This is a genomic window from Noviherbaspirillum autotrophicum, from assembly GCF_000818395.1.
In the GTDB taxonomy this organism is placed as follows: Bacteria; Pseudomonadota; Gammaproteobacteria; order Burkholderiales; family Burkholderiaceae_D; genus Noviherbaspirillum; species Noviherbaspirillum autotrophicum.
The window spans coordinates 4,742,661-4,767,278 of the sequence record NZ_JWJG01000028.1 but is presented as its reverse complement, the minus strand read 5'-3'; the positions used below and the strand labels follow the sequence as shown (position 1 = coordinate 4,767,278).

The following is a 24,618-nucleotide window of genomic DNA, read 5'->3' as shown; positions in this document are numbered from 1 at the left end:
GGCATTCACGCCGTCAACCGTTCTTCCCGCCCCTTGGGGCCGATCTCATGCACCAGCACGCCCGCGCCTTCCGGGGCGGCGTTGCGCCATGCAGCGGCTTCGATGGCACGGCAAGCATCCTGGTAGCCCTGATCCCAGCGCCACTGGATCGAGCCCTTCGAGAAGTTCAGGTCTTTCGATGCCATCTGCCAGTCGCGCCCGGCATAGGTCAGGCGCACGATGTGCATGGTGGTGTCGACGCCGACCTTGTCGAGATCCGCGCGCTCTTCCGCGCTCAGCTGATCGTCGGGAATCTTCGCGCGCAGCATGCGCACCATCCGGCGCAGCCTGTGGCCGCGCAGGTAGGCGTCGATATGCCGTCGCGAACGCGACGCGTACAGCACGTCCTTCTGACGGGTATGCACCTGTTCGATGCTCGACGGCTCCGGCCCTTCCGCGCTCCACAGGTCGACCATGAAGCAGACCGTGTCGACGTGCGGCTCGTCGGCCAGCACCGATTCCAGCGGCGTGTTCGAATACAGGCCGCCATCCCAGTACAGCTCGCCGTCGATGCGCACCGGCGGAAAGCCGGGCGGCAGGGCGCCGCTGGCCATGACGTGCCGGATGTCGATCGGATGCTGCGCGGTGTCGAAATTCTCGAGGCGCCCGCAGGTGACGCGGATCGCGTTGACGGTCAGCCGCACGCCGCTCGTCCGGTTCAGGCACTCCAGGTCGACCAGGCGCGTGAGCGTTGCTTCGAGCGCCGCCGTGTCGTAAAAGCTGGCGTCTTCCGGCGACACCGGCAGGCCGGCGGCAAACGGATTCATCCACCGCAGGGCATAGAAGCCCGGCACGCCGCGCGCCACCGAATCGATCGTGGTCAGCCAGGTGTTGAAGCGCCGCGCCACATCCGGCACCTGCCGCATGTCGAGCAGGTCGCTGTGCGCGATCGTGTCCCAGAATTCCTTCAGGCGCGGCAGGCGCTTGTCGCGTTCGTTGCCCGCGATGATGGCGCCATTGATCGCGCCGATCGAGGTGCCCACCACCCAGTCCGGCGTCAGCCCGTGCTCGTGCATGGCTTGATACACGCCCGCCTGATAGGCGCCGAGCGCGCCGCCTCCCTGCAGCACCAGCGCCACGCGCGGGCGCGGTGTGACCGTCAACGTCGATTTCGCATTCATTGGTTCGCCATTACTCATGTTTGTGAGGTAGGCAAGTGCAGCCGCCATTGGTTCCCCGGCCGTTGGCGTGCGCGCTGCAATTGCCAGGCGGCGATGCCGCGCGCATTGTCAAGGATTTGACATTCACGGCGGCGATGCCGGGCGCACAATGGTATTGCGCCGCAGTACAGCATATTTCTGGCGCGCACCTATAATCAAATTTCACCTATAAAAACAGCAGAGACAATGAACACCACGCACTTTTCCCATTGGCCCGCCGGGCTGCCGCACGCCATCAGCACGCCGGATACCAGCGTGTACGCGAACCTGGACATTTCCGCGCGCCGTTATCCGCACCGGCCCGCGATCATTTTTTACGATACCGTGTTGAGTTACGCGCAGGCGCATGCGGACGTGCTGGCGCTGGCCGGTTATCTGCAGAACGTGTGCGGGGTGCGGCGCGGCGACCGCGTGCTGCTCAACATGCAGAACAGCCCGCAGTTCATCATCGCGTATTACGCCATCCTGCGCGCCGATGCGATGGTGGTGCCGGTCAATCCGATGCTGATGACCGACGAGCTGCGCCATTACCTCGACGACAGCGGTGCCAAGGTGGCGATCGTGTCGCAGGAAATCTTTGCGCGCACCGCGCCGCTGGTCGGCACCACCGGGCTGGCACACGCGATCGTGGCGACCTATTCCGACTACGCCACGGCGCCGACCGACCTGACCATGCCCGATTTCGTGCGCGCCCCGCGCGACGTGCCGGCCATGCCCGGCGTGGTGGCGTGGCAGGAGGCGCTTGGCCAGAAGCACGCGCCGCGCGCACACGAGGCGGGACCCGACGACCTGGCCTGCATGCCGTATACCTCCGGCACCACCGGCAAGCCGAAAGGCTGCGTGCATACCCATCGCTCGGTGATGATCAACGCCGTCGCCAGCCCGGTCTGGTCGGGACCTGTCGTGCCGGACAACGTCACGCTGGCGGTGCTGCCGTTCTTTCATGTCACCGGCATGCAGTCGGTGATGAACGCGATGATCTACTGCGGCGGCGCCATCGTCGTGCTGCCGCGCTGGGACCGCGACGCAGCCGGCCAGCTGATCACACGCTACAAGGTCACCACCTGGACCCTGATCCCGACCATGATGATCGACTTCCTGTCCAATCCGCGCCTGCCGGAGTACGACATCTCGGGGCTGCGGCGCGTCTCCGGAGGCGGTGCGGCGATGCCGGCGGCGATAGCACAGAAGATGCTGGATCTGACCGGGCAGACCTACATGGAAGGCTACGGCTTGTCGGAAACGATGGCGGCGACCCACATCAATCCACCGCAGCGCATGAAGCAGCAATGCCTGGGCATCCCGGAGCTGAACGTCGATTCGCGCATCGTCGATCCGGTCACGTTCCAGGAACTGCCGTCCGGCGAGGTGGGCGAAATCTGGATTCACGGCCCGCAGGTGTTTCAGGGCTACTGGAACGATCCGCAGAAGACCGCCGACGCCTTCGCCGAACTCGACGGCAAGCGCTTCTTCCGCTCCGGCGACCTGGGCTACATGGATGCGGACGGTTTCTTCTTCTTCACCGACCGCTTGAAGCGCATGATCAACGCCTCCGGCTTCAAGGTGTGGCCGGCCGAGGTGGAATCGATGATGTACCAGCATCCGGCGGTGCAGGAATGCTGCATCATCGCCGCGCGCGACGCGTATCGCGGCGAAACCGTGAAGGCGGTGATCGTCAGGCGCCCCGGCGTCGACGCCTCCGAGGCCGAGATCATGCAATGGGCGCATGAAAAGATGGCCGCCTACAAGGTGCCCAAGCAGGTGGAGTTCGTCGATGCGCTGCCGAAGTCGGCCACCGGCAAGGTGATGTGGCGCGCCCTGCAGGAGAAGGAATTGTCGAAATAGCCAGACCGATCCCGGCACCCAAAACGCAGGGCGCGCAGTGCGGCGTCCTGCGTTTTTTTTGCGTGCGCGTCACTGTGTCAGCTTTTAACACCGCTGTCCCATATTGCATCAGCACGTCGCGCCGGCAGCTGTGCACATGTCGCGCGCACGGCGTGAAATCCAGTGGCACGCTCCTTGCCTCAACGTGGTGACCCAATTCACTAAAACACGTTAAGGAGGCAACATGAAAATCTCTCTCACCCTGTGCTCGCTGGCTGCCGCGATGATCGCGGTCGTGATGCATGCACCGCCGGCCGCTGCGCATGGCGACGTCACCCCGCAGCCGGTCGATACCAAGTCCCTGCCGCAGCTGGGCGACGGTTGGCGCGACGAGAATCCATTCCGCGGCAACAAGGAAGCCATTCGCATCGGCAGCTCCGCATTCAACCAGAACTGCGCGCGCTGTCACGGCATCGAGGCGATCTCCGGCGGCATCGCGCCGGACCTGCGCAAGCTCGACCGCGACTGCATGGGCCAGAAGAACGAAACCAAGCGGCAGGACTGCTTCAAGGAGATCGACCAGTACTTCCTGACGTCGGCCCGGCACGGCAAGGTGCGCAACGGCGCGGTCTACATGCCGCCGTTCGAAGGCACGCTGAGCCAGGAAGCGATGTGGTCGATCAAGGCTTATCTGGAAACGCGGCGCGAGACGAAGTAAGGCCTTGCGCAGGCGCGTTGCAAGCGGTGTCCGCAGGCGGGCGGACATGCTTGCCTTCTTCATTTCCCGTCATGCCCGCCTGCGCGGGGAGGGCGGACAGGGCCAGAAGAGCTAAGGGCCTTCCTCCAGCACCCGCCGGCTACCATGCGCCGTCACCTTGCATGGACAAATCAATAATACCGGAGACAAACATGAAACCCTTTTCCAAGCGTTCGCTTCTGCTTTCCCTTTGCTGCGCCATGAGCCTGTTCGCGCAGTCTGCCTTCGCCGATCTCGACCAGCTGCGCCACACCGGCGTGCTCAAGGTGGCCGTTTACAACGACATGCAACCGTTCTCGGGCAAGAGCGGCGGCATCGACGTGGACTTCGCCAATGCGCTGGGCAAGAAGCTCGGGCTGCGCGTGAACCTGCTGCCGTTCGATGCCGGCGAAAATCTGGACGACGATCTGCGCAACATGGTGTGGAAGGGCCACTACCTCGGCTATGGGCCGGCCGACGTGATGATGCACGTGCCGGTCGACCGGCGCCTGATGGCGGAAAACAAGAAGGTGTCGATCTTCGCGCCGTATTACCGCGACCGCGTGCGCCTAGTGCGCAACGCGCGCGCGATCCCCGACTGCGAATCGGTCGACTGCCTGGTCGGCAAGCGGGTCGGCGCCGAGAAAGTGTCGATCGCGGCCATGGTGCTGCTGGGCGAGCAGGGCGGCAAGGTGCGCGACAGCGTGAAGATCTACGATACCGCCGCCGCCGCGCTGGCCGCGCTGAAGGCCGGCGAGCTCGACGCGGTGCTGGCCAACCAGTCGGAGATCGAGTCGGTCGTGCATGGCGATGCCGGTTTTCCGCTGTCGGACCTATTCTTTGCGCGTCTGCCGCGGCAGGGATGGGTGGTCGGGATGGCGGTGCGGCAGGACGACGTCGAACTGGCGCGCGCGCTGCAGGCCGCAGTCAATGAAATGGAAGCCTCCGGCGAGCTGGCGCAGATTTTCGCCAAGTATGGCGTGACGCAGGTAAAGCCCTGATCCAGCCTCGCATGACGCAAGGCCTGCCCGGCGCGTTGCCCGGCAGGCCTTTTGTTTTGTGCGTCGCGCTGCTGCAGTTTGGAGCAGCGTTCGTGGAACTGCGCAAAAACAAGACAGCCGTCGGCAGCAGGATGCGCGCGGCGCGCGCGCTGCGGCCCGCATGGGCGCGGCAAACGGCTTGCGCACGGGGGTTGCGCGCTGCCGGGTGTGGCTGGAGCCGACATGGCACGCCAATTGCGAAGAACAAGCTATTCCGGCAATGCACGGATCACCCACATCCCCTACTGGACCATCGGAGGCTGACATGACATACGCACAGGGCAGTACAAGCGGCAGCAGAACGATGACCATAGCGCGCTGACATAGAGCGCACCGGAACAGATATGACACACACAACACCGTCCAGAGTGGTGGCTACCGAGGCCGCTGCACAACTGATCGATACCCTGATGCGGGTCTACGGGCCGCTGATTTTTTTCCAGCCTGAGGACTGCACCGAAGGGGGCTCGCCGATGTGTTACCCGGCCGGCGAATTCAGCATCGGCCAGACCGATGTCTGCCTGGGCGTGTTGCACGGATCGGCGTTCTATGTCGGACGCGACGATGCCGAGTATTGGCTGCATACGCAGCTGATTGTCGACGTCATCGATGGCGCCGGCAGCATGTTTTCGTTGGAGAACGGAACCGGGAAACGGTTTTTCACCCGGGCCCGGCCATTTTCCGATGAAGAGTGCGAACGACTGGCGCGGCAGGCAGCGCGCGAGTGCGTGCGCCAGTAAGAGTATTTTTTCAATACAACAAGGAGGAGCAATGAAAACGAACAAATCCAATCTGATTCGATGGTCCCTGCTGGCGGCGCTGGCAGCGGCCGGCGGTGCGCAGGCGGTCGGCGTCACCGATGCCATGATCGAGGGCGACGTCAAGAGCGTCAACGACGTGCTGAGCTGGGGCATGGGACAGCAGGGGCAGCGCTTTTCGCCGCTGACCCAGATTAACGCGAAGACTGTCTCGCGCCTGGTGCCGGCCTGGTCGTTCTCGTTCGGCGGCGAAAAGCAGCGCGGCCAGGAATCGCAGCCGCTGATCCATGACGGCCGCATGTTCGTCACCGCGTCTTACTCGCGCATCTATGCGCTCGACGTCAAGACCGGCCAGAAGCTGTGGAAGTACGAGCACCGCCTGCCGGAAGCGATCATGCCCTGCTGCGACGTGGTCAACCGCGGCGCGGCACTGTACGACAACCTCGTCATCTTCGCCACGCTCGACGCGCAGCTCGTTGCGCTCGACCAGAAGACGGGCGAGGTGGTGTGGAAGGAAAAGATCGACGACTACAAGGCGGGCTATTCGAACACGGCAGCGCCGCTCATCGCCAAGGGCCTGTTGCTGACCGGCGTATCCGGCGGCGAATTCGGCATCGTCGGCCGCGTCGAGGCGCGCAATCCGCGCACCGGCGAGCTGGTCTGGATGCGCCCGATGGTGGAAGGCCACATGGGCTACAAGTACGACAAGGACGGCAAGCAGATCGAGAACGGCATCACCGGCACCACCAACAAGACCTGGCCGGGCGAGCTGTGGAAGACCGGCGGCGCGGCTACCTGGCTGGGCGGCACCTACGATCCGACCACCGGCCTGGCCTACTTCGGCACCGGCAACCCCGCACCGTGGAACAGCCACCTGCGCCCCGGCGACAACCTGTATTCCTCGTCGACCGTGGCGCTCGACGTCGAGACCGGCCAGATCAAGTGGCATTACCAGACCACGCCGCATGACGGCTGGGACTTCGACGGCGTCAATGAATTCGTCACGTTCGACATGAACGGCAAGCGCATGGGCGGCAAGGCCGACCGCAACGGCTTCTTCTACGTGGTCGATGCGAAGAACGGCAAGCTCGAAAACGCCTTCCCGTTCGTGCGCAAGATCACCTGGGCCACCAGCATCGATCTCAAGACCGGCCGCCCGAACTACGTGCAGAACAGCCGCCCGGGCGACCCGACCAAGGGCGCCGACGGCAAGAAGGGCGAATCGGTGTTCAACGCGCCGTCCTTCCTCGGCGGCAAGAACCAGATGCCGATGGCGTACAGCCCGAAGACGCAGATGTTCTACGTGCCGGCCAACGAGTGGGGCATGGAAATCTGGAACGAGCCGATCAGCTACAAGAAGGGCGCGGCCTACCTCGGCGCCGGCTTCACCATCAAGCCGCTGCATGACGACTACATCGGCGCGCTGCGGGCGATCGATCCGAAGAGCGGCAAGATCGTGTGGGAAGCGAAGAACAACGCGCCGCTGTGGGGCGGTGTGATGACCACCGCCGGCGACCTGGTGTTCTACGGCACGCCGGAAGGCTTCCTGAAAGCGCTCGATGCCAAGACCGGCAAGGAGTTGTGGAAGTTCCAGACCGGCTCCGGCGTGGTTGCGCCTCCGATCACCTGGCAGGAAAACGGCACGCAATACGTGGCGGTGGTTTCCGGCTGGGGCGGCGCGGTGCCGCTGTGGGGCGGCGAAGTCGCCAAGCGCGTGAACTTCCTGGAGCAGGGTGGTTCGGTCTGGGTGTTCAAGCTGTCGTCGATTTAATCAAGTTTCAGGGGCTTTGTCTCCCCCTCCATCTCACGGAACGCGGATCGTCTTCCACTGCTTTCGTTGAGATTTTTTGGGCCGGCGGTGCAAACCGCCGGCTTTTTTTATTTGCGATCAGGATGTTGCCGCACGCGCGTGCCTTGCGGCTTGCTGTGCTTACTTTAATGACTGCTTTGAGCCAAAATCGGACCTATAAAACGAGTTCTTTAATTGGCGAAAGCGGCCCCAAGCAGTCAGACGTCTTTCCCGAAAGCAGACATTCCACCTCAGCTAAACCGCGTCGCGACGCAGCGTCAATGTGGACGAATTGTCAGGCACGGACCTACGGTTCCACAAGGCTGGCGCCACAGCGAAGATGAGCAGTGACGCCAGATACACACCTCCTGAGACCGGGTCCCGGGAGGCGACGTACTGGCCCGGCGTGCGGTTGCTCATAAAGTACGCGACTGCAAGCTCGGCACTGACCAGTAGCGCAAACGCCACGATGCCCGCGATCAGCCGCGAAGAGCGGCTCAACTCTGGATGGCGGCGGACCAGGCGCCGAGAGGCCCAGACAATGACAGCGAGCATTACGGGCATTTCGAGGAGCTCGGCCATGCAGACGCCGAACCGGGGAACGAGGAACGGAATCCGGACGAAGGCGAGAGCAAACCCGGTGCCGAAGACGATCAGGAAGTAGATCAAGCCGGCTTTCAGGACGCGCATGAACTTGCTCCTGTGCCTAATGACGCTGTTCAGGGGTGCAGAAATTTGTTTGTCTCCCTCCGCCGCATTTTGTTAAGAGGCGATTTCGGAGCTTACCCATGACAAACTGCTTCGATATTGTGCCCGTCAGGATCAAGGACGAAGGCACCGTAATAGTTCGGGTGATAATGCGCACGAATTCCCGGCGGACCATTATCAGTTCCGCCTGCATCAATCGCAGCCCTGTAAAAGGCGTCGACAAGACTTCTGCTTGAAACGCGAAATGCCACGTGTACAGGTGGATGATTCGGAGTGCCTCGGCTTATCCAAAATTCCGGCTTCGGCGGCTCACCAAATCCGGCAACGTCAGTATGTCCCGTAACCGAAGCGGGAAACTCGGCGAGCAGGCTGAACCCTATCGGCGCAAGCGCCGCCAAGTAAAACTGCTTACTCTTATCAAAATCGCTGACGACTACACCGGTGTGATCGATCATAAATCCTCTTGACGTTTGATATGAGGGGCAGGGGGCGCTTTCCGTGCAAGCTCGTATCTCAAGCTGCCACTCCAAAGAGGGCTCCAACGCCAGCGGTCAGTCCCATCGCCAACGCGCCCCAGAAGGTCACACGCGTGGCGGACACGAGCAACGGTGCGCCCCCGGCGCGTGCAGCAATCAGACCCAGCAGTGCGAGAAAGAAGAGCGAGCTGCCCGCGAGGCCCCACATGAGCGCAGAGGCCGGGAGCAAGAGAACCATCAGCAGCGGGAGAAGTGCGCCAGCGGCAAACGTGCCGGCGGAGGCGAGCGCAGCCTGCACTGGTTTGGCGGCCAATGTATCCGATATTCCAAGTTCGTCCCGCGCGTGCGCCGTGAGCGCGTCATGTGCCATCAATTTGGCGGCGACCGTCGATGCCAATGTCTCATCGAGGCCACGCTTGACGTAGATAGCCATGAGCTCGGCGTGCTCTTGCCTGGGATTTTCAGCCAGCTCTGCCTTCTCGCGAGTCAGATCTGCGCTTTCGGTATCGGCTTGTGAACTGACCGAGACATACTCGCCCGCAGCCATCGACATGGCTCCGGCAACGAGACTCGCAACACCTGTGACAAGAATGGCCTTGGTACCGGCACCTGTGGCCGCTATGCCCAAGACAAGACTGGCAGTAGAAACGATGCCATCATTTGCGCCAAGAACGGCGGCACGTAGCCAGCCTGTGCGGTGCGTCCTGTGTCTTTCGCTGTGCCTCATAGGGAGTGTCCTGCCATGGGTTTGGTTGCAACGCCTAACGAGGCTGCAGAAAAAGTCGTTGTGCGGATTTTTGAGCAATGTAAGCCATTGATTTCCTTGGCTTGAAAGTTAGCAAGAGTCTCGGTTTTGGACTTTTTCTATAGCCTCAACGTCGAGTTCACTGGCGGGCATGCGCAGCATGAACGTTCGTGTGCCAAATGTTAGGCCAATGAGATTAAGGATAGAACGTTTCGCCATTGCTTAACATTTCAATAAATTGCACGATTTTCCGCGCGCGAGTTTCTGGCTTCTTTGCGTTTTGTACTCTGAAAAGGATGGCGTATCGGTTTTTGCTGTTGAGCGTTGCAAAGAATTTCTTTGCCTTGGGATTGGCATCAAGAGCGTGTTGCAAGTCGTCAGGGACGGTCGAATTGCTTGCCGACGCATAGGCGGCATCCCAGCGGCCATCCTGTTTGGCGCGATTGATCTCCAGCATGCCGGCCGGACGTATTCGTCCGGATGCGACTAGTGCTTCTGCTTTTTCTTTATTGATCTTTGACCAGATACTCTTGGCAGTTCGAGGCGTGAAGCGTTGAAGCCAATAGTGCTCGCTTTCAGCTTGCTTCTGGCCGTCAATCCATCCGTAGCAGAGCGCACTTTCAAGTGCTTGAGCATATGAGACGGTAGCCTGATCGGCCGATTTCTTCGCCAGACGAAGCCACGCGCCGGATGAGGCGCTTCCGTTACGCTCCAGCCAAGTTTCCCACTCTTCCTGGCTTGCAAAAGTAAGTCTCGGATCGGTCATAGCATTCCTATTGATGACGCCTAACACTAGGTTAGGCGTCTTCTGCTTGGTTCGCTTTGCCGATTTTATACCGAAGCTCGGCCATGCCCTCGTTAACGCGATCTACGGACACCAGCTGAAGCACAGGACTGAAAACTCGGCGCGGAAAAACGGACTTACCGTGACCAAGAGAAACCGAACCTATCTGGACGATAAGCTCATCTAAAAGGCCGGCGTCAAAAAACTGCCCAGCGAGATCGCCTCCGCCCATGACCCAAATATTTTTGGTGTTGGCGACCCTCTTCATTTGAGTATGGACAGACCGGACATCACCTTGAACGAATCGGATGTCCGCCCCCGCAGGGGCATCAAGTTTACGGCTGGAGAAGATCCATGCGGGCTGTGAATAAGGCCACTTGCCCTCGTCCACAGCACCGAGTTTGACAGCGTGCCTCAGCAACCATTCGTAGGTCGACGAGCCCATTGCAATGGCACCAACCTCCGAAATAAAAGTGGGGTAACTTGTTTTTTCCAAGTCTGCTAGCGGAAACAGCCACTCTAGCGAATCGTCTTCGGTAGCGATAAAGCCGTCGATGCTCGATGCAGTGTAGTACTGCGTTGCCATTATTTTCTCCTTCGGCTCAATACCTGAGTAGGTTGTGTCGTCTAACGATTGTATTGACCAGCGCGCTTGCGCGTCGGTGTCGAATTGTGAGTTATGTCCGGCCCTGTCCGCTGATTCGTCTGGCGACTTATGGCTTCCATCATGGTTGATTTATGCATTCAATTACTGCCCAAGAAGACCATCCTTCATTATCGCCATGATCCACTACACGGTATCCTGATTTGCATTCACTAGGCAGAGCATTGTGTACCTCAAGGTATGTTCGAATCGCGGTTTCACGATCATTACTGATTGAATTCAAATCCTTACGAACAAAATTAAAGCGGTACATTGTTCGATCTCCTGCCTGCCTCGAACCATTCAACCGCACTTTCCCGTTAGGCATTACGAAGACGGTATGGTAATTATCAAACCGCGAATCACGTGTTCTCCAATCCTGTTCAGACATGGCGCATCCGGATCCAAAGATCAAACAGGCCTCTGTCAGGAAAATTAGGTGTGGCCACTTAATAGACATAACTGCTCATTTAACAGAACAGCTCGCGCCGTTATGCAAGGTGGCGAGCCGTTATGCAAGCTCATTTGATCGCCCGCAAGCGGCATGGCGCCTTGCCTTGGCACGACAGCTGTGCATCCACGCAGTATTAAATAAACGTGAAACAAGGCATGTCTGAGACGATAGCAGAAAGACAGCCGCAGTTCCTCGATCAATTGTGCCGATGCATCCGGGACAAGCATGACACCCTCAGCACCGAGCGCACTTATGTATATTGGATGAAATGGTACATGCGCGTCCATGGCTTGCACCATCCCGTAGATATGGGGGAAAACGAGATACGTGCTTTCCTCTCGTACCTGAATAATGACCGGCAGATCGTCTGATCACGAATCGACCGGCCCGCGAACCGGGATCGTTCGAAGACACTTTCTTGATCTATCCGCACGTACTGAACTAGAGTGACAGCGGCATTCTCTCGCCGATGGATAGCGTGATGTGAACGAGCTTGCAAGGAATGGCCGATTTCGGGGGCGTCCAGTGCGAGGTGAATATGTGTAAGTGGGCGCAACGAGTCTTTCTGCATATTCGTCATGCCGGCAGCTATCGGTAGCTTCCCGCACGATCGCCCTGATCGAAGAAAATGGCGCACACGATTCTAAACGGTCACTCACATCGCTGTCTCGCAGACACCCAAGACACCTTTCCTTCGTGATTTTCACCGAGCGACGTCATTGACCAGAAAGGCGTTTTCCCGCAGAGACTGCATAGGATGGGGACCGAAAGAGCAATATCGGATCGTTGGTCGGCGCAATGCCATCGGACATCACTAAAGGATCATAGTTAATCGGCTCGCACTTGGCGCCTTTTTGCGACATGGCGGCGCTTATCGTCAAAACGCCAGCCTTGATCTGTCGACGTTCCTGGGGCCAGGCGAGCGTGGGGTTATCCTCCGAGTCTCCCGGCTCGCCAATGGTGACGACCATGTCCCACCGAACTGGACCGCGCTGTGTCCGGCGGATCAATGCCGGCTCCAGGAAGTTCGGGGCTGCCGACTTCAACTCCTCGTCGGATAGCCTTTTTTCGCCATCCTGGGGAACGAACTGCCAGCGTACCAGGGTCGTCTTGTTGTCCTGGCTGATAAATTTGAATGTGTGGATTCCAAAGTAAGCGCTGTTCGCGTAGCTCATGGGCGGATTGTGCGTTTCCAGGAATTTTGCCTGTTCACTGTTATCCGGGTGGCTCGCCTTAAAAGCCTTGATTTTTTCCGGGTCCGGCTTGCCGGTCTTGGGATCGGGGCGCGTAGCGACAGTCAGGTCGAAGAATGTTTTCGGCGAGGCCGCGCCGAAAACGGGAGTGTTAATCATCGTCATATGTTGCAAATGTCCTTGCGGAAGCTGGAACTCCAATGCCATGCCCCTCGCTGATTTTGCCGTATCGGGTGCGTTAGGATTTCCGCCTGCTACCGAGAACCGCGCAACCACCGGAACCGGTTTGCCGGTGAACAGCGCCGAACGACTGTAGCGGGCAATTTCCGGGTTCCCGATGAATTCGCCAAGAGCACAGGTGCCTTTGACATGGTTGCGCCGTTGGCCGGGATGGACACCAAACGTGTCTTCGAGCGCCTGCACGACCTGGCTGGCGCTCACTGGAGCGTCAGCAAAAGCCGCAAGCGATGCTCCCTGGCCCAGTGAAACGATGGCTGCTACGAGAATGGTGTTCTTGCTGTGCATGACGAGCCCTCTACCTTGTGATGACAAAGGTTTTCCCGCAGATCATTCCGCCAGTTGCGTTGCAATCCTGATCGCGCGCCATCGCACCAACGGCAAGCCGCAGGCAACGCACGTCCCCCTAGTCCAGTCGGTGATTTTTATTTGACAATCAGTGTTCCCTTCATCGTCGGATGCAGCGTACAGATGTAGGTGAACTCTCCGCTTTGCTTCGCCTTGAATTTCCAGGATTTCCCTTCGGCGATCTGGCCGGAATCAAACGCACGATTTTGCGTGGTGACGGTATGCGGAAAGGGATCCTTGTTGCGCCAAACGATGGTGTCGCCCTTGTTGACTTCGATGGTGGGCGGCGAATAACGCAAGGCTTCGATGATCACGGTATGCGACGCCGTTGGCGGCGCAGCGTAGGCGTAGCCGCTCGCCACAGTCAGCAAGAGCGCCGCTGCGGCATAAGAGTCTGTCCGGCGTCTTTTTAGAAGGTGAGAAGCCGCGACCACCGGCCGCAACATCCGCGGCCGGTGTTCAAGGTTCATCAACATGCCCCGCATCACCTTACTTCATTTCAGCTTGCACCTTCTTAGCCATCTGCAAGTGGTCATTGATTACCGGGCGCGTCTTTTCCAAAAGATCCTTCAGCTCGCTATTTTTCGCGCTGGGGAGCAGGGTCTTGTCTATCGCGTCGAGCACGGTCTGGTGATACGTCACTTCATTCTCAATGTAAGCCTTGTCGAATTCTGCGCCCTTGAGTCCTTTGAGCTTGCTCACATTCGCCGCGCCGTCATCCTTGAGCTTCTTGCTGGTGTCGCTCTCTTCCGGTTTTACCTTGAGCTTCTTCACCAGCGCTGTCGCCTTCTTGTTGGAGCCGGTATGGTCGGTGATCATATGTTCGGCGAAGCGCTTGACGTCCTTGTTCGTCGCCTTCGACTTGGCGAGCTTTCCCGCGTCGATATCGACCGTGTTGGCAGCGACAACGATGCCGGCAATTTGTGCGTCGTTCGGCGTCTGCGCGAATGCGGCAACGCTCATCAGTGCGGACAAACCTATTGTGAAAGTAATCAGTGCCTTCTTCATACTATGTCCTTTCATAAAGAGTTAATTACCCACCTGCCTGAAAGATGCGCGAGCACGACGATAACGACTCTCCCGCAATAATCTCCGTCAAATTCGAACGCCACGTTGGATACAAGGTCGATGCCCTGCGATAACGATGCGCGCAGCATGCGTTCGCAGACAAAATCGCGGCCGCATGGGCGCACCGGGGAGCAAGAACGTGAATGCGTACGCATTACTGTCCCCTTGCTTTGGCTTCATGCCATTAGATGAGACGAGCTGTGCCACGTTCCGATATCTGATCAAAAAGATAATTGCCCGGAGCAAATATCTGGAAAATGCAGAGCGGAAAATTCCCTCGTCTTAACCGAAACCTAGGAGTGGATGTGGGCTGCGTTTCACAAAGCAATGGGTTCCTGCCGCTTTTCATCATGTCAATGCTCTGGCCCTGTGCCTTCCAGGGGCGATGCGCGCCGTGCCAAACATGCCGCTACGTGCCCACCGTTCCAAAAAGTGACAGCGACTGTCACGAGACGCAACAGCCCCCCGATTCCTGACGCTCCCGCCCTACATCCGGTAGCGCACGCCGATGGAAATGGTGCGCGGCGCGCCCGGCGCCACGAAGCGGGCGATGTCGGCGCCGTCCGTGCCCGCATGCGGCTGCGCCAGACGGCCGCCGGGGAACATGTCGACCGCCAGCGCGCCGTAGGTTTCATAGCGGCGGTCGAACAGGTTGCTGATGCCGCCGAAAAGCTCCCATCTGCCTTCACTCTTGTAGCTGATGCTGGCATTGAAAATGGCGTAGCCGCGCACGCGCCAGTCGGCGCGCTGTGGTGTTTCTCCCGCCGCCGGGTCGCCGAGCAGTCCGTCCTCGTTGCCCTGCGATACCACGCTCGACAGCGCCAGCATGCTGCCGCCCAGCATCAGGCGCGGCGTGGCATGCCAGCTGGCGCCGGCCTTGAAGGTATGGCGCGGCAAGCCAGCCATGCGCGTGCCCGGCGCGATTTGCACGTTGCGCTCGCCGTAGAACAGCACACCGCTCGCATCGTAGGTCGCGTCCAGGAAGCTGTAGCCGGCAAACGCGTCGATACTGTCAAAACGCGCGGTGGCCGAGATGTCGACGCCCTGGCGCAGCGTGCGCTCGAAGTTGGCGAAATAGCCTTGCGTGCCGCTGGTGAGGAACAGGATGTCGTCGCGGTTGACGCTGCGGTAGGCCGACAGCGTCAGTGTGCCGCGCTCGGACGTGCGCAGGCGCACGCCGGCTTCGGCGGTGCGCGACACGACCTGTTTCAGGTACGGGTCGGACTGCAGGCCGACCGGCAGGCGGCAGGGATGCTGCGGATCGGCGCAACCGAGCTCGATGACGGTCGGCACGCGGTTGCTCTGGCCGAGGTTGGCGAACAGCGCGACCGCGTTGTTGAGGGAATGTACCGCGCCCAGCGCGGGATTGAGCTTGGTGTAGATGAAGCGTTCCTGCGCCTGGCCGGCGATGGTGTTGCTCACTTCCACCCGGTTCAGGCGGGCCGAGCCGGTCAGCGCGGTCTGCTTGGCGGCCTGCCAGGTGTCGCTCGCATACAGGCCCAGCGCCGTGGAGCGGCCCGTCACGGCTGCCTCCTGTTCGACGTCGGCCTGCGGGTCGGCGATGACGCCGCGGTCGTTGCCGAACCAGCCGTCCTGCTGCGTCTGGCTGTAGCGCATCAGGCTGGCGTCGACGGCGGCGCCCAGCAGCAGCTGGTGCCGCTCCAGGTAGCGCGTCAAATTCAGGCTGGCGCCGGCGCTGCGCTGGCGCGTGGCGGCCATGTTCAGCGAAGCCGGATGCAGGGCGCCGGCGCTGTCGCGGTCGTAGGGACACGACTGCGGCTGGCGCGCGCTGCCGTCGGCATTGAAGCCGGCCGCGCAGCTTTCGACATAGTCGCCGTAGGCGGCGCTGACGTCGCCGTTGACGCTGTCGCGCCGGCTGTGGCGCAGGTAGGCGGTGAGCGCCAGCTCCGTGGCGTCGTCGGGGGCGTGGCGCAGGTTGAAGCCGACTTGCGTCAGGCGGTTTTGCGTGCGGTCCGGGTAGGTGTAGGCGGCCGAGCGGCTGTCTTCGTACAGGCCGTTTTGCTGCGCGCCGTCCTGCCAGCGATAGCTCGGCAGCAGGCCGTTGCCGTGCAGGCGGCTTCTGCCGTGCAGCAGCGACAGCTCCCAGGACGTCATGCCCTGCCTGCCGCCGAGCTTGGCGAACAGGTTGGCGAGGCTGCCGCCGGAATGGTCGCGCCAGCCGGCTTCGTCGAACAAGGTGGCGGCGATGAAGCTGTGCAGGCCGTTGTCGTGCTGCGCACCATGCGTCAGATCGAGCTGCCTGCGGCCGTGGCTGGCGACGCTCAGTTCGGCCGACAGGCCGGGGTGGGTGCGGCCCGACTTGGTGGTGAAGGCGAGCGTGCCGCCGAGCGTGTTGAGGCCGTACAGGGGATTGGAGCCCGCCACCAGCAGTGTGTCGTCGAGCGCCGCCTGCGGCAGCATGTCCCAGTTGACAACGTCGCCGAACGCTTCGTTGATGCGTATGCCGTCCAGGTACACCGACATGCCCTGCGCGGTGCCCAGCGTCGGCGAGGCGCGAAAGCCGTGGAAGCTGACATCGTTGAGGAAGGCGTTGCCGGCGATTTCGTTGGTGTTTACGCCCGTCAGGCGGCTCGCCATGACGTCGGTGATGTCGCCGCCGGCCTCGCGCCGGTCGGCGCCGGAAATGCGCTGTACGCTGTACGGCAGGCGTTCGGTTTCGATGCCCAGCCCGGGCGGGATGGCCGCAGCGCTGACGACCAGCGCCGGCAGCGTCGTGTCACCGCGGGCGGAGGGCGCCGCCGCCATCGCAGCGAGCAGGCAGCATGCGAAACCGGTCGCGCCGCGAACGTGTTTGCGCTGGTTCATGAAGTGTCTCCCCTTGTTGTTTGATGATCGATGCGCCGTCGACATTCGCAAGTTTCGTTCCGGCCCTGCGCCGGCCTAGTGGCACGCAACTTGCTGAGCTGAAAGCGGAGACATCGAACACCAGACCTGACTAAGAAGGCGAACATGAACAAACTGATATTGGGAAGCGCGGCCCTTTCCGCCGGCGCGCTCCTGCTGCCGGGCGCACAAGCCCAGGCGCAGCAGGACAAGCAGCTCGAACCGATCGTGGTATCGGCCAGCCGCACCGAGCAGACGCGGTTCGACGCGGCCGCATCGATCGACGCGGTGCAGGTCGATCCGCTGGCCGCGCCCACGCCGCTGGTCAACATGTCGGAACTGCTGTCGGCCACGCCCGGCATCCAGATCCGCGAGCGGCAAAACTATGCGCAGGACCTGCAGCTGTCGGTGCGCGGCTTCGGCACCCGTTCCACCTTCGGTGTGCGCGGCGTGCGCATCCTGGTCGACGGCATCCCCGCCACCATGCCGGACGGGCAGGGGCAGGCGGCGACGGCCACGCTGACGTCGACGCGCCGCATCGAGGTGCTGCGCGGCCCGGTGGCCCAGTTGTATGGCAATGCCGCCGGCGGCGTAGTGCAAGTCTTTACCGAGGACCCGCCGCTGGCGCCGGCCGCGCCGTTCGCGCGCGCCTCGCTGGGCGCAGGCAGTTACGGGCAGCGGCAGCAGGACGTCACGCTGGGCGGCGGCGGCGCCGAGCTCGGCGCGCTCGTCGACGTGTCCCATTACGAGACAGACGGCTACCGCGACCACAGCGCCGCCGAGCGCACCCAGGCCAACGCCAAGATCCTGTGGCGCCCGTCGGCATCGACCACGGTGACCGGCATCGCCAACGTCTTCCGCCAGCCGCTGGCACAGGACCCGCTCGGGCTCACGCACCAGCAGTTCGAGAGCAATCCGCGCCAGGTGGCAGCGGTGGCGCAAACCTTCGACACGCGCAAGACGATCGAGCAGCAGCACGCCGGCATCGTGGTCGCGCACAAGCTCGATGCGGACAACAGTGTCAATGCGCGGGTGTACGGCGGCACGCGCCAGGTCATGCAGACGCTGTCCTTCAGCGGCGGTGCGCCCACCTCGGCCGGCGGCGTGGTTGATCTCGACAACAGCTATCGCGGCGCCGGCCTGTCATGGACGCACGCCACCCGCGTCAACAACCTGCCGCTGAACTGGACCGTCGGCGTGGAAGCCGACGACCTCGACCAGACGCGGCGCGGCTTCGTCAACAACAATGGCGTGGCCGGCGCGCTGCGGCGCGACGAGCTCGACGGCGCCAGCAACGTCGACCTGTTCGGCCAGGCCGACTGGACCTTCGCGCCGCAATGGAAGGCCAGCGCCGGCGTGCGTAGCAGCCGCGTGCGACTGTCGGTCGACGACCGCTATGTCACCAACGCCAGCCCTAACGACAGCGGCAGCGTGGAATACCGCAACACCAGCCCGGTGCTGGGCCTGGTCTGGTTTGCCAGCGACAGCGTCAACGTGTACGGCAACCTCGGGCGCGGCTTCGAGACCCCGACCCTGACGGAGATCGCGTACCGCGCGGGCGCCACCGGCCCCAACCTCGCGTTGCGCCCGTCGCGCAGCACGCAGGGCGAGGTCGGCGTCAAGTGGCGTTTTGGCGTGCACAGCCTGGACTTCGCGCTGTTCAACGCGCAAAGCGAGGATGAAATCGTGCCGCTGACCACCGACAACGGTCGCTCGATCTACCAGAACGTCGACAAGGTCGAGCGCAGGGGGCTGGAAGCGAGCTGGCGCGCCGACGCCGGCCGCATCAGCACGCAGCTGGCGTACACGCTGCTCGATGCGCGCTTCCGCGAAAGCTACACGAGCACCCAGAACGGCACCGTCGCGGCCGGCAACCGCCTGCCCGGCGCGCCGCTGCACAGCCTGTTCGCCCAGCTCGAATACCGTCCCGCGCCCAAACTGAGCACGGCGGTCGAGATGCGGGTCGAGAGCAAGACCTATGTCGACGACGTCAACAGCGACGCCGCGCCCGGCTATGCCGTGTTCAACCTGCGTGCCGGCAAGGAGTTCCGCGCCGGTGCGGCGAACTGGTATCTGTACGGCCGCATCGACAACCTGTTCGACCGCAATTACGCGGGCTCGGTGATCGTCAACGACAGCAACCGGCGCTTCTTCGAGCCGGCCGCGGGACGGCGCCTGTTCGTCGGGCTGCGCGCAGCGCTGTAATACCGCTCATAAAAAAGGAGGCAACATGAACACACTCGCCCGCAGCATGCTGCCGGCGGCGGTGCTCGGCATGATGCTGCATGCCGGCAGCGCCTGCGCCGCGCCGTTTGCCTACGTGCCGAATGAAAAATCCGGCACCGTCTCGGTGATCGATACCGATAGCGACAGCGTCGTCGCCACAGTCAAGACCGGGGGCCGCCCGCGCGGGATGGCCGTCGGGCGCGGCGGCAAGGAGTTATATGTGAGCGACCAGAGCAGCAATTCGCTGCTGGTGGTCGATCTCGACAAGCGCGAGGTGACGGACCGCATCGCGCTGCAGGAGTCGCCCGAAGGCGTCGGCGTCTCGCCCGACGGGAAATGGATCGTGGTGGCAAGCGAGATCAGCAACAGCGTCGGCTTCGTTTCTCCCGACACGCGCAAGCTGGCGTTCAGCGTCCCGACCAGGGGCAAGAATCCCGAGCATGCCGATTTCAGCCCGGACGGCAAATGGCTGTACGTGAGTGCCGAGGAAGCCGACAGCGTGGACGTGATCGATGTCGACAAGCGCGCGCAGGTAAACTCCATCACGGTCGGCCAGCGCCCGCGCGGCATCGGATTTTTGCCCGACAGCAGCCGCGCCTACGTGGCGGCCGAGATCGCCGGCACCGTGTACGCGATCGACACGCAATCGCAGCAGGTCACCGCCCGCATCGCGTCCGGCAATTACAGCAACGGCGTGACGGTTCATCCGGACGGCAAAACCGTGTACGTATCGAACGGCAAGGACGGTACGGTCAGCGTGATCGACACTGCGGACAACAAGGTCAGCGCGACCATTCCCGTCGGCAAGCGGCCATGGAACATGGCGATTACGCCGGACGGCAAGAAGCTCTATGTCGCCAACGGCCGCTCCGGCTCGGTGTCGGTGATCGATACGGCGGCGCGTCAGGTGGTCAGGGAAATCAGCGTGGGAGAATTGCCATGGGGCGTGGTCATACAATGAGCGCCACCGTAGGAGCTATGCGCGCGCAGGGCGCGGACGCGGCGCGCTACAGCCTTCCCGCCATCGCGCTGCACTGGCTGATGGCGGCGCTGCTGTTCTGGCAGATCGCCATCGGGCTGTACATGGTCGACCTGCCCAAGCGCACGCCGGCGGTCGCCTACTTCTACAACCTCCACAAGTCATTCGGGCTGGTGGCGCTCATGCTGGCGGTAATTCGCCTGTGGTGGCGCTTTCGCTCGCCGCCGCCGCGCAGCCTGGGTCTGCACGCGTCGGCACTGGAGGAAAAGGCTGCGCAAGTGTCGCATCGCCTGCTGTATGCGTGCATGCTGTTGATTCCGCTGTTCGGGTTTTTGGCCTCGAATTTCGGCAAGCACCCGGTGCGCTTCTTCGGCTATGTGCTACCGCAGCTCGGCTGGGACAGCCCGCTGCTGCAGAGCTTCTTCCGGCTGTCGCACGCGTCGCTCGCGTGGCTGCTGTGCGGCCTGATCGCGGTGCATGTGTTCGCGGTGGGACGCCATCTGCTGAATTCCGGCGGCTTGATCCTGCAGCGCATGCTGCCGCGACTCTGGCGGTAGGCGTCGGCGTTGCAATCGAGGCGCCCTTCTCCATGCAAAGAGAAGGGCGCCTGCTTCAGCCGAGCTTGCGGTAGATGGTGTTGCGTGAAATGCCCAGGGCGCGCGCAGCGGCCGAGACGTTATGGCCATGCGCCTCCAGCGCTTTCTGTATGACGGACAGCTCGACATCTCCCAAGGTCGCATTGGCCGGCAGCGCTGCGGCGACGGCAGGCGCGGCGCTGGCCTTTTTCATGTTCCGCACATCGTCGAGAAAATCGTCCGGCAGATGCTCCAGCCGGATTTCGCCGTCTTCCGCAGTCATCGCCATGGCCGTGCGCAGCAGGTTGGTCAACTGGCGGAAGTTGCCCGGCCAGTTGTATTGCTTGAATTGCTGCATGACGCACGATGCGACGGAATAGCGGCGCGACTGCTCTTCGGCGTACAGCATTTTCTTGATGACGACGTCGAGGTCGGTGCGCTCGCGCAGCGGCGGCAGCTTGACCACCAGGCCGTTGAGGCGATAGTAGAGATCTTCGCGAAACGCGCCCTTGGCGATCATGTCGCGCAGGTTGCGGTGCGTGGCGCAGATCAATGCCACGTTTACCGGGACCGGCTTGCCGCCGCCCAGCGGCATGACCGTGCGTTCCTGCAGCACGCGCAGCAGGCGCGCCTGCAGGTTCAGCGGCATGTCGCCGATTTCATCGAGAAACAGCGTGCCGCCGTTGGCTTGACGGATGCGCCCGATGTTGCCGTTCTTGCGCGCGCCCGTGAAAGCGCCGTCTTCATAACCGAACAATTCGGATTCGATCAGCGTTTCGGGAAGGGACGCGCAATTGACCGCGACGAAGGGGGCGCCGGCGCGTGGCGAATCCTTGTGGATGGCTTGCGCCAGCAACTCCTTGCCGGTTCCGGTCTCCCCGGCAATCAGGATCGGGATGTCGCTGTGCTTGATCTTGGTGAGCTTGGCGATGATGGCGCTCATCTGCGGGTCGCCGGTGTTCAGGTAGCGCAGGCTGGAGAGCTGGCGCGACGCCTCCGCATTGGGGCGCGGCGGCGTGCTGTGCGCGGCCGTTTTCCGCTGCGTGAGGCTTTCCCCCGGCGCTACAGTAGCGTTGTCGAACGTGCTGCGGCCAAGCCGCACCGACGCGCTCGCATACAAAGGCACGCCGTCCGGCAGCCGCAGCTGCAACAGGCCGGGCGCCGCCGTGCGGTAATGATCGAGCAGGAACGAGGGGGCGATGTCGAACAGCGAACTCATCGTATGCACGCCGAGCGCGTGCGACGACAGGCCGATCAGCGCCTGGGCGCAGCGGCTGGCGGACAGGAAACGCCCCTCCGGCGTGAAGCAGATGATTCCTTCCACCAGCGAACCGATGAATTCCGGACGGCGGTGGAAATGCAGCGTGATCCCGGTCTGGCAATGGGCGCAGCAAAGCTGGTTTTCGATCTTTTGCGCCGAGATGCGTACCAGCGCCATCGTATGGCGCTGCAGCCATTGGCAGTCGCCAGCCACGGCGAGTACGCCGCCCACCGCGCCATCGGTATTGAAGATCGGCGCGGCCGAACAGCTCAGGATGCGATTGGCGTGGAGATAATGATCGTCGCCATGCACCAGGATCGGGACGCCTTCCGCGATCGCCGTGCCGATGCCATTGGTGCCGCGCCGTTGTTCCGACCAGATGGTGCCGAGCGCGAGCGCAACGCGTTCGGCTTGCTCGGCGAAGTCGTCGTCACTGAGCGTATAGGTGACGACTCCCTGCGCATCGCTCAGAATGACCATGTTGCGGGTGCCGGCGATCTGCTCGTAAAGCAGTTCCACGACCGGCAGCGCGTACTTGTGCAGGGCCTGGCTTTGCGCGATGACGGATCCCAGGGCCGATGTGCTTAACCGGGAGACATCCGGCACTCCGGCGGCATCGAGGCCGTATCCCGCAGATCGCCCGTGGGCTCGTTTGATGGCAGCTTCGCGCTCCTCGGAGGCCAATATGCCAAATCGGATCGGATTGATTCCGTTCTCCCTCTGCGATCCGTGCGCGAACGCGCCAAGGACTGCAGATGGTCTATCTACTTCTTGATAACCCAACGTCTTCTCCAACAGGGCAAGGTGCATTGTCTAATTGCTGTTCTGCGTGCGACGCTGCGCTTCGCAGCAGTCGCGTAGCTTTTGCCACCGAGAGATATAGAGAATGTCCGGGCGATTAGGTTCCCTGAGTGAAATAAATCATGCGCAGACGTCAGTGCCGCAGCGGGTTGCGGGACGTTTTTGTGCGGGGCAGCATGCCAGTGTGATGCGCTTGCCAAGGCCAGCAGCAAGCCGGAAGATGAATGCAGGTGAATGGGCGCACGACTGGCGCTGCCTGCCGAGGCGATGAAAGGATGACCACGGCAGGCAGCGTTTGCGCGAGACTGGTTATTCCGATTGCACTTCCAGATACACCATGGTTTGGTTGAGCAACTGGTAGGCGATTTCGCCGAAGGTGAACGGGCCGCCGACGCCGCCTATTTTCCGTCCGTTCAGCTCGCCGTACAGGTAGTTCAAGATGCAGTTGCATGAAAACTGCACGTCCACGTGCGCTTCCTTGGCGAGCTTCTCGAACTCGCGCGCGTAGTCGCCGATGGGCGCGGCATGGCGGTATTCGATGCCGGGGAAGACAGGCGCGTAGAAGTTGACCTGGCGTGTCGCGGCATCCACGCCCTGGAACGACGTATTGATTTGCGCCCCATGATAGTCGGCCACGAGCGGCAGCTTCAGATCGAGCTGGTTCTCGGCGATGTAGTCGGCGAATACCCTCTCTGCGCCGTTCACCATGCAGGTGGTCTGGTTGAATCCGGTCTTGGGAAACGTGATCACGTCGCCTGTGCCCTGCTTGAACAGATTCAGGATCTGCACGACGGCGACCTTGCCGGCCGGGAGAGTGACATGCAGCGCAACCGCGTCGGCATCGGCCAGCCTGCCGGTCACGCCATTCATCACTTTCGGCTTGACCTTGTCGAGGTCGGACAAATGCACGCCCGAGATCCAGCCGATGATGGGCTTCATGAACATGTCTTCATAGTCCCGCCCATGATTGGCGAATTCCTCATGGATCGGCGTCATGGCCGGGACGATCAGGACGGTGAAACCATTTTCCGGCGCATCCCTGGCGACATCTTTTATGGTGTCGAGCGTGTAGGTGCAGATCGCCACGTTGGAGGCATTCGCGGCGCTCAGCTCGGTCACGAAGATTTTGTCCTTGGTTTCGACGCCGCCGTCTTCGCCGAGAAAATAGGGGATCGTGCCGGCGATCCAGTTCCCCTTCGGTAGCCTGGCCAGCAGCGCTTCATCGGCGGCCAGTGACAAGACCATGCCGGAAGCGATTTTTTCAGCGGTTTGTTCTACGGTGAGCAATACGGGTTTCATCATTGGCCTCGCTATTTCGAAATTTGGACTAACTCTTTTTGCAAGATCCTTTCGTACTTCACGAAAAAGGCATGCAGCTCACCAATGGCGTCTTCGATTTCCTGTGCCGGCGAGGTCGGTTTCAGCTTGGTCGAGACCCGCTTCAAAAAAAGTTGGAGTCCCAGGTGATCGGTGGGCAGCTGGCGCTTCCCGGTGACCAGGTCCCTCCATTTGCCACTGCTCTTGGGTGGAATCATCGTGCTCTCCCTATAAGGCATTAATAAAGGCAAGCGTTTTGCCAATAATGAAAAGTGTCGATTTGTGCAATCGATCTGGTGTTTATGCCGCTGCCCCTGCACTGCGCAGATTGCGTCAGCATTCAACAGACTTGTTCCATATCGGATCAACCTGTTGTTGCAGTCGCGGTCCCTTGCGACACGCCATGTGGCATAGGCAAAATGCGCGCCCGCGGCGGCGGCCGCATGGCCGTCGGGCGCGCAGTTGCACGCGCAATGCGGCGGCAAGCGATGGCGCGCCAGTGGCACGCTACTTGCCTTGATGGCACATCGCGATCATAAAAATAAGCGAGGAGACAACATGAAAAGCTCTCTGTCCGTTTTACTGCGGACGTGCCGTGGGCAGCGCCAGTGCG

The 24,618-nt window shown here is 61.7% G+C and carries 22 protein-coding genes; 9 read left to right on the top strand and 13 right to left on the bottom strand.

What is annotated here, in order from left to right:
* Positions 1-5: 5 nt before the first annotated feature.
* Positions 6-1,160, bottom strand: a complete 1,155-nt coding sequence (locus tag TSA66_RS23395) for a patatin-like phospholipase family protein (protein WP_040041751.1) — start codon at positions 1,158-1,160, stop codon at positions 6-8.
* Between the two features lie 225 nt (positions 1,161-1,385).
* On the opposite strand from TSA66_RS23395, the gene TSA66_RS23390 reads away from it, so the two are divergent.
* From TSA66_RS23390 to TSA66_RS23370, 5 genes are all read left to right on the top strand, one after another.
* A complete protein-coding gene (locus TSA66_RS23390) occupies positions 1,386-3,044 on the top strand; it encodes a long-chain fatty acid--CoA ligase (RefSeq protein WP_040041750.1) in 1,659 nt (552 codons plus the stop codon).
* Positions 3,045-3,267: 223 nt separating this feature from the next.
* Positions 3,268-3,741: a cytochrome c-550 PedF gene (gene pedF, locus TSA66_RS23385; RefSeq protein WP_040041749.1), complete on the top strand. Its 474-nt coding sequence runs from the start codon at positions 3,268-3,270 to the stop codon at positions 3,739-3,741.
* 191 nt (positions 3,742-3,932) lie between these two features.
* On the top strand, positions 3,933-4,760 hold the full coding sequence (locus TSA66_RS23380; RefSeq protein WP_040041748.1) for a substrate-binding periplasmic protein: 828 nt from the start codon (positions 3,933-3,935) through the stop codon (positions 4,758-4,760).
* A 383-nt stretch (positions 4,761-5,143) separates the two neighbouring features.
* A complete protein-coding gene (locus tag TSA66_RS23375; RefSeq protein ID WP_040041747.1) occupies positions 5,144-5,539 on the top strand; it encodes a DUF779 domain-containing protein in 396 nt (131 codons plus the stop codon).
* Between the two features lie 31 nt (positions 5,540-5,570).
* Positions 5,571-7,328 carry a PQQ-dependent methanol/ethanol family dehydrogenase gene (locus TSA66_RS23370; protein WP_040041746.1) on the top strand — a complete coding sequence of 586 codons (1,758 nt, stop codon included), beginning with the start codon at positions 5,571-5,573 and terminating at the stop codon, positions 7,326-7,328.
* A gap of 273 nt (positions 7,329-7,601) precedes the next feature.
* Here the strand turns inward: TSA66_RS23370 and TSA66_RS23365 are convergent, their stop codons facing one another.
* The 5 genes from TSA66_RS23365 to TSA66_RS23350 form a co-directional block, all read right to left on the bottom strand.
* On the bottom strand, positions 7,602-8,036 hold the full coding sequence (locus TSA66_RS23365; protein WP_040041745.1) for a hypothetical protein: 435 nt from the start codon (positions 8,034-8,036) through the stop codon (positions 7,602-7,604).
* A 92-nt stretch (positions 8,037-8,128) separates the two neighbouring features.
* Complete coding sequence (locus TSA66_RS26455) at positions 8,129-8,509, bottom strand: VOC family protein (RefSeq protein WP_084199853.1); 381 nt, start codon at positions 8,507-8,509, stop codon at positions 8,129-8,131.
* Positions 8,510-8,567: 58 nt separating this feature from the next.
* Positions 8,568-9,257 (bottom strand): VIT1/CCC1 transporter family protein, encoded by a 690-nt coding sequence (locus TSA66_RS23360; protein ID WP_040041744.1) that lies wholly within the window; start codon positions 9,255-9,257, stop codon positions 8,568-8,570.
* Between the two features lie 214 nt (positions 9,258-9,471).
* Positions 9,472-10,041 (bottom strand): YdeI/OmpD-associated family protein, encoded by a 570-nt coding sequence (locus tag TSA66_RS23355; RefSeq protein WP_040041743.1) that lies wholly within the window; start codon positions 10,039-10,041, stop codon positions 9,472-9,474.
* A gap of 31 nt (positions 10,042-10,072) precedes the next feature.
* A complete protein-coding gene (locus TSA66_RS23350) occupies positions 10,073-10,645 on the bottom strand; it encodes a dihydrofolate reductase family protein (RefSeq protein WP_040041742.1) in 573 nt (190 codons plus the stop codon).
* Between the two features lie 666 nt (positions 10,646-11,311).
* On the opposite strand from TSA66_RS23350, the gene TSA66_RS28265 reads away from it, so the two are divergent.
* Positions 11,312-11,527, top strand: coding sequence for a phage integrase N-terminal SAM-like domain-containing protein (locus TSA66_RS28265; protein ID WP_052452551.1), 216 nt, complete (start codon positions 11,312-11,314; stop codon positions 11,525-11,527).
* Between the two features lie 345 nt (positions 11,528-11,872).
* On the opposite strand, the gene TSA66_RS23340 is transcribed toward TSA66_RS28265, so the two are convergent.
* The 4 genes from TSA66_RS23340 to TSA66_RS23325 all read right to left on the bottom strand — a co-directional run bounded on the left by TSA66_RS23340 (position 11,873) and on the right by TSA66_RS23325 (position 16,828).
* Complete coding sequence (locus TSA66_RS23340; protein WP_040041741.1) at positions 11,873-12,874, bottom strand: catalase family peroxidase; 1,002 nt, start codon at positions 12,872-12,874, stop codon at positions 11,873-11,875.
* A gap of 137 nt (positions 12,875-13,011) precedes the next feature.
* Complete coding sequence (locus TSA66_RS23335) at positions 13,012-13,410, bottom strand: cupredoxin domain-containing protein (RefSeq protein WP_232429525.1); 399 nt, start codon at positions 13,408-13,410, stop codon at positions 13,012-13,014.
* A gap of 13 nt (positions 13,411-13,423) precedes the next feature.
* Complete coding sequence (locus tag TSA66_RS23330) at positions 13,424-13,942, bottom strand: DUF4142 domain-containing protein (RefSeq protein WP_040041739.1); 519 nt, start codon at positions 13,940-13,942, stop codon at positions 13,424-13,426.
* A 546-nt stretch (positions 13,943-14,488) separates the two neighbouring features.
* Positions 14,489-16,828, bottom strand: a complete 2,340-nt coding sequence (locus TSA66_RS23325) for a TonB-dependent receptor (RefSeq protein ID WP_052452550.1) — start codon at positions 16,826-16,828, stop codon at positions 14,489-14,491.
* A 144-nt stretch (positions 16,829-16,972) separates the two neighbouring features.
* On the opposite strand from TSA66_RS23325, the gene TSA66_RS23320 reads away from it, so the two are divergent.
* From TSA66_RS23320 to TSA66_RS23310, 3 genes are read left to right on the top strand one after another with little or no spacing between them, the layout of a single operon-like run.
* The gene (locus TSA66_RS23320; RefSeq protein WP_084199851.1) at positions 16,973-19,051 is read left to right on the top strand and encodes a TonB-dependent receptor family protein; all 2,079 of its coding nucleotides are present in this window, start codon (positions 16,973-16,975) and stop codon (positions 19,049-19,051) included.
* Positions 19,052-19,076: 25 nt separating this feature from the next.
* A complete protein-coding gene (locus TSA66_RS23315) occupies positions 19,077-20,033 on the top strand; it encodes a beta-propeller fold lactonase family protein (RefSeq protein ID WP_040041737.1) in 957 nt (318 codons plus the stop codon).
* On the top strand, positions 20,030-20,608 hold the full coding sequence (locus TSA66_RS23310) for a cytochrome b (protein WP_157691766.1): 579 nt from the start codon (positions 20,030-20,032) through the stop codon (positions 20,606-20,608). The genes TSA66_RS23315 and TSA66_RS23310 overlap by 4 nt, the downstream gene beginning before the upstream one ends.
* A gap of 55 nt (positions 20,609-20,663) precedes the next feature.
* On the opposite strand, the gene TSA66_RS23305 is transcribed toward TSA66_RS23310, so the two are convergent.
* The 3 genes from TSA66_RS23305 to TSA66_RS27195 form a co-directional block, all read right to left on the bottom strand.
* Positions 20,664-22,493, bottom strand: a complete 1,830-nt coding sequence (locus TSA66_RS23305; protein WP_232429524.1) for a sigma-54-dependent Fis family transcriptional regulator — start codon at positions 22,491-22,493, stop codon at positions 20,664-20,666.
* 504 nt (positions 22,494-22,997) lie between these two features.
* Positions 22,998-23,990, bottom strand: a complete 993-nt coding sequence (locus TSA66_RS23300) for a DUF6976 family protein (RefSeq protein ID WP_198358873.1) — start codon at positions 23,988-23,990, stop codon at positions 22,998-23,000.
* 8 nt (positions 23,991-23,998) lie between these two features.
* Positions 23,999-24,511, bottom strand: a complete 513-nt coding sequence (locus tag TSA66_RS27195) for a hypothetical protein (RefSeq protein ID WP_157691765.1) — start codon at positions 24,509-24,511, stop codon at positions 23,999-24,001.
* Positions 24,512-24,618 lie beyond the last annotated feature (107 nt).